Raw genomic sequence first — 16,235 nt, 5'->3', positions numbered from 1 at the left:
ATTTTTTAATTTTCTTCGCTTGTAAAAATAGAAGCTGGCAATCCTTCTTTATTATAAAGATTAGCTCCTGCCGGATTTGATGACCATCCGTAACGCACCTTAGTTGGTTCTGTAATTTCTCGATTGGAAACTTCTATTTTATTTTTGGAAATAATCTTAGCTTTTGCCGATTTCCAAATACCATCTTCAGCTGCAATCTCAAACCAAGTTAAAGAGGAATCTACAGGAACAGTCTTCTCTAAAAGATCCTTGTATCCGACCATCAATCCTGAACCTACCTGATCGAATTTTATAACTATTGAAGCATCTACTATTTTATGACTTTTATAAAGTGGTCCACTTACCACAGGCACTTTTACATTATAGTCTTTGCGCAAAGCCCATAAGGCCAATCTTTTTCCAGTGTCCATTTTGTTGTGTGGGTGAACATCTTTTGCTTCTCCAAGATCATACAATACCGCCATTCCAGTATTCCGCAATTTCAAAGTTCTTCGCAGCTGGTCATTTACCATAGCCCAACCATTATCCGAACGCTCATCGGGAACATGATAAGACGCTAACTGAGCCCAATAAAAAGGCATATTTTCCTGTCCCCATTCAGCTCTCCAACTCTTAATTAAAGTAGTAAAGTATTTTTCGTATTCATTTTCAATAGAATGCGAATTTGATTCTCCCTGATACCACAGTACTCCTTTCACAGCAAAAGGAATAATTGAAGATAACATTCCATTGTAAAGGGTTGCAGGCATTTGTTTGCTTTTTTCTGGATGTCCTGAAGGATAAGGCTTTCTAAGCTCCTTCTTATTTGCTTGCCACAGTTTTAATTTATTCTGATACACCGTATCTACATAGCCTTCTGCATTCATTTCGACAATGCGTTTTTTAGCTTTTAAACGATCCTGTTCAAAATAAGATTTCATATCCTCATTAGCCTTGTAAGCTTCCTCTGAGATCCAAGGCTGAATGCGAGTTCCTCCCCACGAGCACTCAACAATTCCGATGGGTACATTCAACTGTTTTCTTAATTCTTTCGCGAAGAAATAACCTGTTGCAGTTATTTTACCAATCTCATCTGCATTCACGCTTCTCCAATTCCCTTTAAAATTGTTTTTTTTACCAAATAATGAAGTAGTCTGTGGAACTTCTATATGACGCAACCAAGGATCATTGGCCGTTTTAACTTCTTCTCTAATGTATTCTACCAATGGCTGATATTTTACTTCTCGAGAATCTGATGTAAATTTAGACATGGAAAAATCCATATTCGATTGCCCCGAACAAAGCCATACTTCGCCAGATAAAACATCATTCAATACGATTTTATTTTTCCCAGATATTGCAATATGAAATGGACCACCAGCCTTAGGTGTTTTTAGGTAAACCGTCCACTTTCCATCAGGGCCAGTAACAACTTCCGACTTTGCTCCCCAACTTGCTTCCACAAGTACTTTTTCCATTGGATCGGCCCAACCCCAAACTGGAATTTTGGTTTTCTGTTGTACCACCATGTGATCTGCAAAAAGCGAATTCAAACTAACGTTGGCTATAAGTAACTGTGGTAAAATAGACAAAACAACAATTACCATTAAACTCTTTATTTTCATATCTTTAACCGATTTAAAATTACTGATTTGCATTGTCCTTCAATAAAAACAAATCTATTTATTTACAAGCTAAACCTGTAAGTCTTTGGTATAAAAAAGATGGATAATTGTCTCCTGTAACCGTTCCACCTCCCTTAGCTCCAGCCCCAAAAGTGATCGAATCACCAAAACACAAAATCTTCCTGTATTTTGACAACAATTTGTTGGCACTTAAAAATTCAAACACTCGATCACCAATTAATTTGTATCCTATCTTGGTTGGGTGAACTCCATCTCGCTTCCCACTGTTCATTGCATTTCTAAAATAGATATCCTGATTGTGTTTGGGAAGATCCATTTTATGAATGACCTTGTACATATTCAGGTATAATACATTATTTTTCAAAGCTATCTCCTCTATAATATGACTCACACTATCCATTATCACATTAGGAGATTCTTTATACAAAGCCTTATCGTGCCTTTCAAAAAGATAGGCACTATCAACTGGTGGTGGGCTCATCAATAAAACCTGACTTCCTTCAGCCTTTAGCTTGAGCGTAATTTGCTCCAAATTCTGCTTGTATTCCTTGTAGGAAATCATTTTTCGAGAATTCAACATATCATTGGTTCCTACCATTACTATGGCCAAATCGGGATGATGATTGACAGCATCAGAATGGATTCTATCCAACAAATTTCTCGTTGTATTTCCACTTATTCCAGAGTTAACAACCGCAATGGTTTGCAGTGTATGACTCTTTTTTACACTTTGGCAAGATGTTAATAACAAAACGATTACCAAGCTTAATAATGTCCTACTCATAATAATATTGATTGATCCCAAAAACCATTTTAGCATTCTTAATTAATCGCCCAAATAGACTCCATTTTCTTTTAATTGAATTGCTAGTTTTTCATACTCTAAAGCCATTGGAATTGTGTTATTGCAGGCTGCTAATCCGGCGAGAGTTCCTGCTCCCTGACCAATAGACATTGCAATAGGAGTTACTCGAATGGCTGCACTAGCATGGTGATCTGCTCCAATTGCCCTTCCTGCCAAAATCAGATTATCTACTTCATTTACAAGCAATGAATCTACAGGAATATAATAGATTCCTTCATCTCTCAAATGAACCGATTCTGTAGTTTCTCCATCTGGAGAATGAATATCTATTGGATATCCGCCAACAGCTATTGGATTTTCAAATCGTTTTTCATTTACTAAATCATCCGAATTCAAAACATATTTTGCATGTGGATGACGCGACTCACGAATTCCGATATGTGGGGCAGTACTCACCAAACTTGCATTCTCGAATCCCGGAGCGTATTTAATTAGAAACTGATAAATTTCAGAACATTGCTTACGTCCAATTGTTTCAGCTTTGCTTATATCGAAAGGATTCATCGGATTTAAGCCCAAAATCCTAGATGTATTAAAAATAAATTCACCTTCAGTATTGGTTTCAAAAAATAGCACGTTGTCCCTAGGAATAGAAACTTCTCCATTTTTTTTTGCTTTTTCCCATAAGTCATAAAATCCCCACAAAGAAATACGAGAAGTTTGGTCTAACACCTTCTCTTTATTTTCTCTACGAATATTGTCATCAAACTGATCCCAATTTTCCTGTATGTATTTGCGTAAGATTTTTGTATTTACATTACCAATTTTCACATTCATGGTAAGAGGTTGTGCTTTGTGATCCTCATCCCTACCTAAAGTAAATGGAATATTAGAAAGCTTTACCAACTCGCTATCGCCACTGGCATCGATAAATTGCTTTGCTTTTATTTCCTGAATACCTCCTCTGTTATGAATAAAAACAGAAGTAATACTTTTGCCTTCTTTGGTAAGTTCAATCAAGCGTGTGTGGTATAAAATTTCTGCTCCTGCTTCCAACACCATATCCTCTAAAACAACTTTAAGCATTTCAGCATCAAAAGGAGTTACCGTAGAACAATAACCTGTTCCATCAAGAATATGACCAGGACTGCCGCCTTTCGCCTTTAATCGTTCCACCATTTCGTTAGGAGAACCAAATACTAGTTGCTTTCCTGCTCGATTGTGAAAAGTCATCATTGGACCAACACCCATCGCAGTAAGTGAACCTCCTAAAAAACCAAATTGCTCAATAAGAAGAACTTTTGCACCCGTTCGTCCGGCAGCTATAGCAGCATGACTACCAGATACGCCACCACCAACTACTACTACATCGTATTCTCCTATATATTTTGCTTGAAAATTTTTCATATCCTTCTTCTAAACTTTATATCAACGATTACTGATTTTCGTATTCGAGAATTGCATGTTCTAATAAAGCTTTGCGCTTTGCACCTTTCTTGATACCAAAATAATTCCCTTCCAATTCGGGATGTTCAATAGCTTTCAACTCTACTTTTGTACTTTTCGATCCAGAAGACAAAATAATTTTCTGTCCTTTTATTAAATCAATCTTAAACTCACCATCGCCTATTTTAGTAATTGCTATTTCTTTGCCTTTACTGATTTGAATCGCATTCTTCCACTCAGGTATTTTAACAGTACATGGCTGTCCTGCCTGACTTTCGATGGAAACCCACTCCGTTTTACCTTCCTTCATGGATGCGCTTACTAAAAACCCTCCCTGAGCCAATAAATCAGCAAAAGTAGCCTCTTGCCAATCTTTAGGTATGGCAGGGAAAACTCTAATTTTATCACCCCAACTTTGCAAGTTATACTCCATAATTGCAGTCGCAGCACTTAATGGAGTTTCAATTACTGGATTATTACCTTCGATATAAAAAGTATTGGTTAAAAAATGAGCGCTACCAATGTTAGCATCCAGAAAATCATTCATTACCTCAACAGCTTCATTTCCCATTCCCATGGCAGCATATAAGGAAGAAGCTCCTGTATAAGAATAACCTGCTAAGGCTTTCCTATTTTCGATATTGTGCCAATGCAGTACAGATTTCACAACCAATTCACGATCTTCGGAAGAATCAGGATCAAGCTGAAACAATGGATACAATGCCAATAAATGAGAATAATGACGATGCGACATATCTACTGGCTGATCACTTCCAATCATCAAGCCATTTTCATCAACTGGATAAGGAATCAAGTCATTTAATAACTGTTTCCAGTGTGCAATTTCATTAGGATGCAGATTAGCTTTTTCATTTGCCTCAATAAGAGAATTAAGCAACCAACGAAGAATCGCAAAATTGTAGTTGGTATTTCTAAAAGATTTAAAGCCTTTGTATTCCGGCGATCCCATCGACGTTAATTCTAGCTTACCCTCCTGATTACGTTCTAGCTTTGTTTCGTATATCTCAGCAATTCTCATTGCCTTAGGCACCCATTTCTCCAAAATAGCTTGCTCATCGCCTTGATATTTAAAGTAAAGCCAATAATTATGCGTTGCCCAGGCAAAATCACCAAGATTCTTACCTACTTTATTTTTTATCATGTGTTCAAAATGATCATCAATCAACTTTACGTAATTGATAGCAATATCTTGATGATTACTTGTATTGAAAGGCCAATAAGTAAGCTGAACATTAAGGTTCCACCATAAACTAGGCCAGTTTGTATTTTTAAAGAATGGCCCAAGTAAATCCAATGCAGGACCATCAGCTCGAGAACAAGTAGCCATTTTATACAACTGAATCCAATAAAACGTTTCCATTCGTGTATCTGGAATACTTAAAAATGATTTTTGATAATAAGCATGCCACCAATCTCTATTTTCTTTTTCAAGTTTAGCGATTCCGGCCTTCTTAGCATCTTTTACATCTTTTATTGCCACGCCAGCCGATAGATTAGAAGCTGGTATTTCATTGGCCGTTGAAATGTAAATAGTCGATTTTTGCCCCTCTGTTTGTTCACTCCAAGCAGTAGCATAATCTCCGCCTGCATCTAACTTTTGCACACAAACACTTTCACCTTCCATTACCTTTATTTCAGGTTTAAAAGAATTGTGAATATATTCATCTTTGTATCTGTCATATTTTATCAAAGCTCTAGAACAAGAAGGATTTCCTGGCGACCATTCCATTGAATAAGAAGCATCAGCACCATTCTTTTTCTCAGTAGAATTGATTTCAATTATTTGAACCATTCGATCATGAGGTGTAAATGCTCTGAATTCAATTTGCCCCAAATCGGTATAAATTGTTCCTCGAATTTCAGCATTCCATAGATCCTGACGAATTTTTGCTCTTTCTATTTTTCCAGCAGGATGAAGTACCATTTTCCCAATATCTAATCTTGTGAAGTCGAGCAAGCCTGCTCCTTTCACTCCCATCGATGTTTTTCTATTTGGTGCTTTTCTATGATCTGTTACATCCTGACGACCCACATGAAAGTTGAATCGATTTTCATCCATCTTTGCATAAAGCATCATCCCCAACTGACCATTCCCAACAAAAGCTCCTTCAGCCCATTGTGTTGGAATCTCTTCCCAGACCAAATCGTGCTGAGCCATGAATTTCTCCCAATTGATAGCATTGCCGTTCTCCTGTTTACAGGAGCTCAATAAGGTGAAAATTAGTATTACACTGAGTAGGTATTGAAATTTCATAACTTGTCGTTTTTTCATAACTTGTCGATTTTTAATCACTTTTGCTAGTTTGGAACTTGTTATCTAAGTTTTGGAACCGGATTTTCCATGATCTCTTTAGCCATTTCAGGATTTGTCTTTTCAATCCCAGTAAATAAGTATATCAACATTCCTGCATCAGAAGGATCAAAGTTTTTTCCACCTTTTTTAATGCAAGTCTCCTGTCTCGAATACAACCAGTCCCAAGCGCCTTTTTTATAGATTTTATTCTCTCTTGCAGATGATGTTTTTATCCAGTTAAAATGCTCACGAGAACAATTTAGTCCCAGATAATCCTTACCTCCGTTTTGATTTGCTATTTTAACAAATTGAACCGCTCCTCCTTTTTCTACACCAAAAACTTCTTTCATCATCTTAAATGTCCAGCCCTTATGCTCAGGCTCCCAAGCGTAAGAATTTGCGGCATGGGTATCATTCCAATTAGAATGAGAAATAACAGTAACAAACTTGCGCTTAGCAAGCTCCGATCGTCTGATCCCTTCCCCAACAACCTGCATTGGTCCGGCAGCTATAATAAACAGTGGATTATCATCCGAAGATTCATTGATTACCTTAGCCATTGCATGGTATGCTTTTTCCGCATCATCAACAGCACAAATAAAGTTTGATTTCTTAAATCCAAACATCTTAGCCCCGGTTAGTGCACTTTCCCTCATCTGCTCATAAGCAGTTAGTCCTCCTTTACCAGTTGGCATCTCCAAATTACTTCCCCAAACATGGTCGCTATAAGTATACAAGACCATTTTATTTTGCAAACCTTTTGCAGCAATAAGGCTAAGTGACAATGGTGTTGCTGCCCAATCATCATGATCATGCTCATTGCCATCGGAACTAATCGTAATACGACCTTTGCCTTGCCATAAAGGCGTTTGAGATACTGCTGATAAACTAATTGCTACACAAAATAAAAATATCGTTACTTTTTTCATCTGTTATATATTTTCTTCAATGATTCGATAATCCATACTAAAAGTGCTTCCAAATATTCTTATTTAATAAGAAACAATCCACGCTCAACATGTATTCATCATAAATTCAAACTTGTTGCGAAGCTGGCTCTATTTCTTCTTTATTCGCCTTTTTGAATAATTGCTCATGAATTATTGCAACTGCAATTACCATTATAGCACCAATTGGAAACCACCAAAAGAAACTGATTCCCTCAATATGCATCCAGGCAATAGCTCCAATGGCTAATATGGAACCAGTCATAATTCCAGTAAAGGAACCTCGACGCATTAAAGCCAAAAAGGCAATCCCTATTAATGTTCCGTAAGCATATCCCGGCACTTTAAACCCTAAGGCTAACAAACCACCATCTTGGAAAAAGCTAAACCCAAAAGCTAATAAAGCCAGAATTCCACCCCAAAGGATAATCGCCATCTTGGAAATTTTCACCACTTTCTTTTCGTCCATGGTTTTTAATTTCGGATAAACAATGCTACCAATTCCCATTACACTGGTTTGAGAAAGTGCTGTTAATGCAGAATCGAGTGTTGAAATTCCCGCTGCAAACATTGCTGCGATAATCAAACCTGAAATCCCATCTGGCAATGAGTTGACTACATAATATGGGAAAATACGATCTGGTTCTTGAAGGATAGATGCACTTACTTCTTGTGAAAGAGGATTGATATGATAGTAAGCCACTAAACCAATTCCAACAAATGCCATAATCCAGGTTGTTAATACTCCTATCACTGAAAAGCCAACTGCTTTTCGAGCTTCCTTAAGATTTTTACAGCACAGTGCCCTTTGGGTAACGACCTGATCGACGGCATTAGATCCAAATTCAAAAAAAGTACATCCTAAGATACCAACCCAAAGTGTGTAGGTTTTATGGGGATCTAAAGAAAGATCGAGCAAGGTAAGCTTGGCTTTTTCGTCGGCAATAGCGATCATCTCGCTAATTCCGCCAGGAACATCGCTAATGGCATAGAATAGGGCAAATAAGGCACCAAAAATAAAGATTACAAATTGTACGGCATCCGTCCAAACTACTGTTGTAATTCCTCCAATATAGGACCAAACCACTGCAAAGGCAGCTATAATAAGGATACACAATATGGTACTTTGCCCAGTTATCACACTCAGTACCAAAGCTGTTCCTAACAAACGAACACCCTGACTCATCGTGGCTCCAACCATAAAAAATGTACGAGAAAGTTGACTAGCCTTAATCCCTAAACGGTTTTGTATAAAATCGTAAGGACTATAAATATTTTCTTCGTAATATTCTTTTAGGAGTACAAAAATCATTAGAATATTCCCCAAGGCAAATCCAAATGTCATTTGCAAATAAGTAAGATCTCCTTTTAATGAAAACACAAAAGCCGGCACTGCTATAAAAGTTGCCACACTCGTTTTTGTAGCGACTAATGACAAGGAAACAGCCCACCAGGGTAAACTTTTACCACCACGGAAGAATCCATCTAAACCGGTATCTTTGTTTTTTACCAGTTCTCCAAAAACAGTTGTTCCAACTAAAAAAACAGCCAGAATAACCCAGTTTAAAACGCTAAAATGACTTGAAGCAATATTCTCGCTGCCTGAAGCAAACAATGAAATTGACAAGCAGAAAAATACAAACAGAAGACTAAGCTTTTTCATTTCTTTTATTTTCAACTAATTATTTAACAGACACTTCACCCGCCTCTATCTTCTTTAACTTTAATAAAGCTTCTAAATAATAATAATCAGCGTAAATGATTGGAACATCAATTTCTGAATTTTTAGGCTTATGCCCTGTAGAGTGTAACAAAATAGCTTGATTTGTATCTCCACTTAGATATTTAGGTGAAGAAAGAATTTCGAGTAGTGCAATTGCTGCTTGCTTGTACTTATTCCTTAACACCTCATCATCAATTATCTTATAAAGTTCCAACATACCGCAAGCAGCAACAGCTGCAGCAGACGCGTCTTTAGGTGTTTCTGATGTAAGTGGGGCATCAAAATCCCAATAAGGAATGCCATCTTCAGGAAGACGTTCTAAGAATTTGTCAGCCATTTTCATTGATGTTTCCAGAAACTCTTTTTTTCCAGATTCGCGATAAGTAAAAGCAAATCCATAAATTCCCCAAGCCTGTCCTCTTGCCCACATCGAATTATCGGCATAACCTTGATGTGCTTTTCCCTCAATAAAAGCACCTGTTTTATCATCAAATGATCCTAAATGGAAGGCTGAATAATCAGGTCGAACAATATTATTCATTGTGACTTCAGCATGACTTACTGCGATATCTTTCAATCGCTCTCCACCACCATTCTTTGCTGCCCAAAACAACAATTCCAAATTCATCATGTTATCAATAATGGTATTGTGAGGATACTGTTTTTTTGAAGGCCAAGAGTGAATACTACCAACAATTGGATTGTAAAGAGTAGCCAAAGTATCAGCGGCAGCTAACATGATTTTTTTGTACTCTGGATTTCCAGTCAATCGATAGCCATTACCATAACTGCAATACACCTGAAAACCAATATCATGATCTTGAGCTGGAGTATAGGCAATTTCTTTAATAGGAGCTGTAAATAATTCAGCTTGTTTCCTTAGGTTCTCATCGCCCGAACATTCGTAAGCATACCAAAGCGCACCAGGCCAAAATCCACTGCACCAATCTCCAACACTAACACATTCCCAATTGGTACTATCCTGTGGTATAAATCGAGGAAAATGATCAGTATCTGACAAACGCTCAGCACTTTCCTTAATCTTAATAGAACTATTCATCAGAATCTTACTAGCATCAAGTGTCTTTTTATCTTTTGAAAAAGATGCACAACTACTCAACACCAATACGATACTTATAACCGACACAAATATTTTAACAAATCTCATATTATTTACCTCTTCTATTTATTCAATATCTTATCAACAAAAACTTTATTTTACTCGAATATTATATCCCGGCTTATATTCATTTTCCTTACCATTCTTCAAGGAAATTCGAACCGTTCCGTCAGCTGAATAGTAAAATTCTCCATCTACTACTTTCAGCTCTGCAGTAACCTCTCCATCAACCGCTTCAATACAATAATTCCCTTTTCTCAATGATTTACCTTTCCCCAAGTATAGGTATTGAAATCCATCCTTATTTTCTGATGCGATTCCAAAAACCCCTTGAAAAACAAGATCTGATTTTGGTTGATATACTGCATCATCAATTGCATTGCAAATGAATTGTTTTTCACCATTCTGAGAGGAAATAGACAAGGCAACAAAATGATCGGAAGCAGCTATTTTTGAAATCTTTTTTATTGATTTTTCACCTTCATTAAAAGACTCAAAAACCGAAACAAAAGGATGATCCTCAGCATTATTATCATTCTGACGTACAATTATTGTTGGAGTAGTTTGCGGACTTCTATTTACCATCCCAGGAGTTAGATCAGATCGTAAGGTTGAAGGAGGAGCATCTACCAAATAGATTTCACGATTCTCTTGTCCCATCATCCACATATTAATATTCAAACTTGGACTTACTTTATCAATTGTCCAAGTAGCTGTAAAATCATTACTAAAATCTATCTTTCGAGGGTTTGCAAAGAAAGAGTATGCTTTATGATGATGATTGCTTATACTATCAACTTTCACGAAATCCAGCAACTCTCCTCGTTTATTTCTAAGGCTTGCCGCATCACCCAGAATATGCTGTAAGTAATCATTATCTGACTGGTTTGATCGGAAAATATCTACATAGTAACCTGTAGTTTCAGAAGTACGAACCATTGCAACCAAACGTCGTTTTTCAGCAGCACTAAAATCTGCAAAAGAACAAGCAGCAGAGGTTTCTGTTGTATTGTAAAAATTGTTTGATGCATCCACAGAAGGATCCATTGCATTGATCGTGATTTCTCCTTTGGTATATCCTGGCATTATGGTATTAGAACCCGTTATTTCACGATGGTAAGATGCATCTTTCGACCAATAAGATTCATAAGCCGATGCATCAGGATTTAAGACATAACCATTACCATAAAACTGCATGGCTAATCCATTTGGTGAAAGGTGACCACCTTTGTTACCTCCATACAAAGTAAACATCAATCCATTTTCAACACGATTACCATTTTTCATGATCAAATGGCGATGATGTTCGGAATATGCTGCTCTGTTAAAAGGTAATTCATTACTCGATTCTGGAAGTGGTTCATAGGTACAAAGCCCTTTCCAGCTTATCTCACTTCTATTGTATTGGCCAGATGCAATTCCATTTCGAATAACTGAAGCCATTTTTTTTGCCTTATCAAGATCGCCTTCCCATGTGTAGTACGTAAGCATATCTTCAAAAACGGATAAATCAGTAGGTCCTCCACGCATATCACCAACTACAACAAGATTTCCCCTTGCATCTAACCAACCTAAATTAGCCATAGCTGCCTTTTGCAATAAAGGATTATCTCCAATTGTATTTACACCAGATTTGTATAACGGAATTCCCATTTGTAATATGGCTCCAATCATACCCGATGCATAACCAGGAGATTCTGGCCATAAACCAGTAACGTCATCAAAATTCTTTATGAAATCTGGCAAAGCCTCATGATGGTCAGTCGTAATTTTTGTGTAGTAGGGAATGTAATGCTCTTTGCCCTTTTTGTCTTCGTAAAAACCATTGGATTCCAACACTAGCATTGAAGGAAGAATATTTCTAAATCCATTCACATTCCAATTGCCACGTTTTCCTCCTCGAATTAACCCTAAGTCAACAAATCGTTTAAAAACAACTCCAGCTACTTCTCTTACACTTTTATTTGTTTTTGATATAGCCTTAGGAGTATTTTCTTGCAGGTAATCGTATAAAAAATCGTAAGTAACTGCTGCAGGCTTTTGAAGAAAGTCATGTATTTGCTCGTAATCGTAGTAACCCATAATTCCGCCAGGAGCATAACCACCTGCACCTTTGGTTGACATTTCTGGATCTAAAGGAGGGTTCATATAATAAGTACCCAACAACCAAGTGCAAAATATATCGGAAGAAAATCTAGCATACTTCTCATCCTGTGTTAACCAGTAAACAAATGAAGCTTTTTCTGCCAAGTCCAGAATTTCCTTATTGTTTTTAGTAATCATGTGCCCAGATTCCTTGTATGGAACCAAAACAGGTACTTTATCATTACTAGATCGATCTAGACCAAGCATATCACCTGATTCATTAAATGGGATACGATCTTTCAAAGGAACATTAATGTAATTGTTCCAAGTACGCATTCCTGGAAGTCTTACTGTTGGAACTGGTGCATTTCCCTCACCATAATCCCAATTTTGTTTTTTGATGTAACACTGAGTGTAATGTTTGCCATCTTTCCAATACATCGCCAAACGGGATGTGATCCATTCCGGATCAGATTGATGTCTTTCTACAAAAGGATCAATCTTTTCTTGAAGATTTTCCCACGCGACTTTTGCCCACTCTTCATTTTGTATTTTTGATAAAATAGTTTGTCTATCCTCATTTGCTACATATAAATTTGGATGCGTTTGAGCAAATACACTTTTTGCCTGAATTAATAAACTCAAGGCTATAAAACAAAATAGAGCTATTCTTTTAGAGATCATTTTACAATTCTTTTGTAAGTATTAGTATCTCTTCAAAAATAGCTCAACAGACATCGGGAAAGCAGAATTTACGTTTCAATAAATATGAAATTTGTTGCAAAAACATGCATTACGATGCGATTTTCGGCGGTTTTACTGCTTTTCAGATCGAAAAAACTGATCGAAGAATAAAAGTTGATATTTGATGGAATTGGCCCAATACTTCGTATTATGCTTCCCTGGACGCTCCGTATAATCATGCGGAATATTGCGTTCCAGTAACTTTTCATGCATGCGTTTATTAGCTCCGTAAAAGAAATCACTTGTACCACAATCAAAGGTTAATTTCAGATCTTTTCCATTCAAAAGATGAACTAAATTGATTACTGTATTCTTCTCCCATACGTCTTGATTTTCGGCATAGGTACCCAATCGTTTTGAAATATCCCAACTGTTCGGAAAAGGACGAATGTCTAATCCTCCACTTGTACTTCCTGCAGCACCCCAAATATCCTGATGTTTAAATGCTAGGTAAAATGCTCCATGTCCGCCCATACTTAATCCAGTAATGGCTCTTCCCGATCGATCAGGAATGGTAGAGTAATTTTTATCCACCACAGTCAATAACTCTTTCGTGATATAGGTTTCATATTGCATTTTAGCGTCAATAGGACTATCGAAATACCAACTGGTAAAGCCTCCATCAGGGCAAACGATGATGAACTCATACTTATCCACGAACTGCTTTAGCTGAGGGACTTTATGCAACCAATCGGAAAAATTACCAGTAGCACCGTGCAATAAATACAAAACTGGGAAATCTTTATTTTGAGCAGAATAAGCATCTGGAACAATAACCAGATTAGGCAGTTCTTTCCCCATCGACTCACTGGTAACAAACAAGGTATCTACTCTTGAAGCAGTAACAAACAAAGCATTACTGACCAACAAGACCAATACAATAATGATTTTCATAACAGACTATTTATTTTAAAGAATTAATTTGATACAATTGTAAAACGATAATTCAACAGAACCGATATCAAGCAATTACTTGCTCTGTATTTCAAAAACTCCTTTCAAACGAATATCAACCGATGAACTTCCTATCATTATTTTAAATTTACCAGGCTCAACCGTCCAATTCATATTCTTATCAAGCAATGCCAAATCATCAGGATAGAGTGTGAAATGAACTGTTTTTGTTTCGCCGGGAAGCAAATGAACCCGCTCGAAACCACGAAGCTGAGACTCGTAAGTTGTTACGCTGCTGACCTCATCTTTCAGATAAAGTTGAACCACTTCATCTCCCTCTCGAGCTCCTGTGTTGCTTAGCTCAAATGAAACCTGTATTTCGGCCTGTGAGTTTGCCTGCTTTGGGTTTACTTTCAAGTTACGGTATGCAAAAGTAGTATAACTCAAACCATATCCGAAAGGATACAAAGGCCCTAAAACACGCGTGTTGCCATACCCATTTGGGCCTTCGCCAGGCTGCCCTGCCTGAGAACCTGGTTTAAAAGGAAAATTCAATGGGATTTGACCAACCGTTTTAGGGAAGGTTACTGATAATTTACCTCCCGGATTATAATCTCCGAATAAAGTTTCAGCAATCACCTCTCCAGCAACAGTACTAGGAAACCAAGCTTCGAGAATGGCAGGTAAAAATCTATTTTCCCAGTTAATGCTCAATGGTTGTCCGTTAATAAGAACCAAAACCACAGGTTTTCCGGTAACATACAAAGCTTGTACGAGTTGAAATTGTCTTCCAGGAAGGCCAAGACTTGTTCTTGACTTTGTTTCTCCAACACGCTTTTCGTCTTCTCCCACAACGGCAATAATCACATCCGATTGTTTTGCTTTTTCAACGGCAGCATTAATTCCAGCCTGCTCCTCAAGTGAAAGTGGTTCGGGAATAATTTCACTTCCCGGCCAGTTTGGATCTACAATATCACAACCTTTAGAATAGTCAACCTGTGCTTTTCCTGCTGCGTATTTTTTGATTCCCTGATAAACTGAAACCGAAGGATTATCAGCAGGTCCATATCTACTATAAGTAAAACTGATTTCATCGGCCAAAGGACCGGTCACCAAAATTTTTTTAAGATTATTGATTTCCAGAGGAAGAAAGTTATTTTCATTTTTAAGCAAAACCATTGATTCTTGATTGATTTGCTTTGAAAGAGCCTCATTTTCATCAGTATGAACCAGCTTGTCAGATTCCTTCGGATTTTCGACATACGGCTGATCGAATAAACCCAATCGAAATTTCACGGCCAAAACCTCACCCACTCTTGCATCAATGGTTTTCATCGAAAGTTTCCCTTCCGCAATCAACTCACGCAAAGGCTCTATGTATGATTCTGCTGTTCTAAAAGTGGTTCGAACGTTCAATCCTGCTTCAACAACCTGTCTTACAGCCTCCTTATAATCCTCAGCCACATGATGTTTATCTGAAACATACTCAACAGCTTCACTATCTGAAACCACATATCCCTGAAAACCAAATTGCTCACGCAATAATTCTGTTAGGAAATAATGACTTGCGGTAACCGGAACACCATCATAATCGTTGTAACTACTCATTATGCCCATAGGCTTAGCCTCTTGAATTACTCTTCGAAAAGGATACAAATGAAGCTGATGCATTTCGCGAGGAGCCACATGTGGATCGGTACGCGCATCGCCATCTCTAGCTCCTTTAGGAATACTATATACTGCAAAATGCTTTAGTGTAGATGCCACTCCCTGCGATTGAATTCCTAAAGTCATTTGCTTGCCCATTTCAGCAATGTGAAAAGGTTCTTCGCCATAACATTCCAGAACTCTTCCCCAACGCTGATCTCTGGCCACATCAAGAATAGGAGCATAAACATTGGTATAGCCTAAAGCCTTTGCTTCACTTCCAACCATTTTACCAGCTTTATATACCAAGTCTTTGTTCCATGTAGAACCGATACCAATTGGAGCTGGAAGCGGTGTCGCTTTTTTATGACACAAACCATGAACTCCTTCGTTGGTAAAATCTACAGGAATTCCCATTCGGGTTTCTTCTACAAACCACTTTTGAACCGCATTAATCGCCTCGGCGTGAACATTATATGGATAGGAATACTGTGTATGTGTTTTTGGCTGATTCCATATGGTATTTAAATGCTCATCGATATTTGCGATCCCATCTTTCCAAACACAATTTTTCCACTCTTTGGTTGGCAACTCATCTTTTAAAACACGAGCGTAACCATAAAGTGTTGCCATTTGGCAGGTTTTCTCTTCAACATTCATCAGAGACAATAGATTTTTAACTCTACTATCAACATTTTGAGTAGGATCTTCAAAAATATCCTTGACTCCATTTTTATTGAAATCAATCCAAGCTTTGTGGTAAATCGATTTATCTGCCTTTTTCATTCCTGAGAATAAAACGAAACAGAGTAAAAAAACAATAGTCAATTGTGTTTGAATTCGGTATTGCATACTTTCTATTTAATCTGTGTAAAAAAACTGGTA

At 37.4% G+C, this 16,235-nt stretch carries 10 protein-coding genes; all 10 read right to left on the bottom strand.

Annotated elements, in window-relative coordinates:
- Window positions 1-5 precede the first annotated feature (5 nt).
- The gene (locus tag L3049_RS13900) at window positions 6-1,604 is read right to left on the bottom strand and encodes a sialate O-acetylesterase (protein WP_275110421.1); all 1,599 of its coding nucleotides are present in this window, start codon (window positions 1,602-1,604) and stop codon (window positions 6-8) included.
- Window positions 1,605-1,662: 58 nt separating this feature from the next.
- A complete protein-coding gene (locus tag L3049_RS13895; protein ID WP_275110420.1) occupies window positions 1,663-2,409 on the bottom strand; it encodes an SGNH/GDSL hydrolase family protein in 747 nt (248 codons plus the stop codon).
- 42 nt (window positions 2,410-2,451) lie between these two features.
- Window positions 2,452-3,837, bottom strand: a complete 1,386-nt coding sequence (locus L3049_RS13890) for an FAD-dependent oxidoreductase (RefSeq protein WP_275110419.1) — start codon at window positions 3,835-3,837, stop codon at window positions 2,452-2,454.
- 28 nt (window positions 3,838-3,865) lie between these two features.
- Window positions 3,866-6,169, bottom strand: a complete 2,304-nt coding sequence (locus tag L3049_RS13885; RefSeq protein WP_275110418.1) for a glycosyl hydrolase family 95 catalytic domain-containing protein — start codon at window positions 6,167-6,169, stop codon at window positions 3,866-3,868.
- Window positions 6,170-6,210: 41 nt separating this feature from the next.
- Entirely contained in the window at window positions 6,211-7,119 is a 909-nt protein-coding gene (locus L3049_RS13880; RefSeq protein ID WP_275110417.1) for a hypothetical protein, read from the bottom strand.
- Window positions 7,120-7,225: 106 nt separating this feature from the next.
- Window positions 7,226-8,800 carry a sodium:solute symporter family transporter gene (locus tag L3049_RS13875; RefSeq protein ID WP_275110416.1) on the bottom strand — a complete coding sequence of 525 codons (1,575 nt, stop codon included), beginning with the start codon at window positions 8,798-8,800 and terminating at the stop codon, window positions 7,226-7,228.
- A 19-nt stretch (window positions 8,801-8,819) separates the two neighbouring features.
- Complete coding sequence (locus L3049_RS13870; protein WP_275110415.1) at window positions 8,820-10,028, bottom strand: glycoside hydrolase family 88 protein; 1,209 nt, start codon at window positions 10,026-10,028, stop codon at window positions 8,820-8,822.
- Between the two features lie 45 nt (window positions 10,029-10,073).
- The gene (locus L3049_RS13865; RefSeq protein ID WP_275110414.1) at window positions 10,074-12,749 is read right to left on the bottom strand and encodes an endo-acting ulvan lysase-like protein; all 2,676 of its coding nucleotides are present in this window, start codon (window positions 12,747-12,749) and stop codon (window positions 10,074-10,076) included.
- Window positions 12,750-12,881: 132 nt separating this feature from the next.
- The gene (locus L3049_RS13860) at window positions 12,882-13,703 is read right to left on the bottom strand and encodes an alpha/beta hydrolase (RefSeq protein ID WP_275110413.1); all 822 of its coding nucleotides are present in this window, start codon (window positions 13,701-13,703) and stop codon (window positions 12,882-12,884) included.
- A 75-nt stretch (window positions 13,704-13,778) separates the two neighbouring features.
- Window positions 13,779-16,202: a glycoside hydrolase family 3 N-terminal domain-containing protein gene (locus L3049_RS13855; RefSeq protein WP_275110412.1), complete on the bottom strand. Its 2,424-nt coding sequence runs from the start codon at window positions 16,200-16,202 to the stop codon at window positions 13,779-13,781.
- Window positions 16,203-16,235 lie beyond the last annotated feature (33 nt).

Origin of the sequence: Labilibaculum sp. DW002 (assembly GCF_029029525.1) — a bacterium.
GTDB lineage: Bacteria > Bacteroidota > Bacteroidia > Bacteroidales > Marinifilaceae > Paralabilibaculum > Paralabilibaculum antarcticum.
The sequence above is the reverse complement of the archived record's forward strand: the minus strand, read 5'-3'. Positions and strand labels throughout refer to the sequence as shown.